This is a genomic window from Promicromonospora kroppenstedtii DSM 19349 (assembly GCF_000515355.1).
GTDB classification, from domain to species: domain Bacteria; phylum Actinomycetota; class Actinomycetes; order Actinomycetales; family Cellulomonadaceae; genus Promicromonospora; species Promicromonospora kroppenstedtii.
On sequence record NZ_KI911760.1, the window covers coordinates 198024 to 198246 of the forward strand.

General features: G+C 76.2%; 1 pseudogene. It reads right to left on the bottom strand.

The features are described from left to right. Positions 1-223: pseudogene (locus PROKR_RS36515) on the bottom strand (MocR-like pyridoxine biosynthesis transcription factor PdxR); the annotation flags it as partial.

Consider the following 223-nt stretch of genomic DNA (forward strand, 5'->3'; position numbering starts at 1 on the left):
CCGGGGCGCGGTGGCGGCGTCGGACCTGGCGCAGGTGCCGCTCGAAGCCGCCCGAGGTGATGAAGTGCGCCAGGGCGAGCTGGGGCAGCGCCGGGCTGGCCAGGTCGGTCCAGTACCGGGCCTCGACCAGCTCGGACCGGAGCGCGGCGGGCGCCAGCAGCCAGCCGATCCGGATCCCCGGCGCGAGCGTCTTGGACACGCTGCCCAGGTGCACCACGTGGTC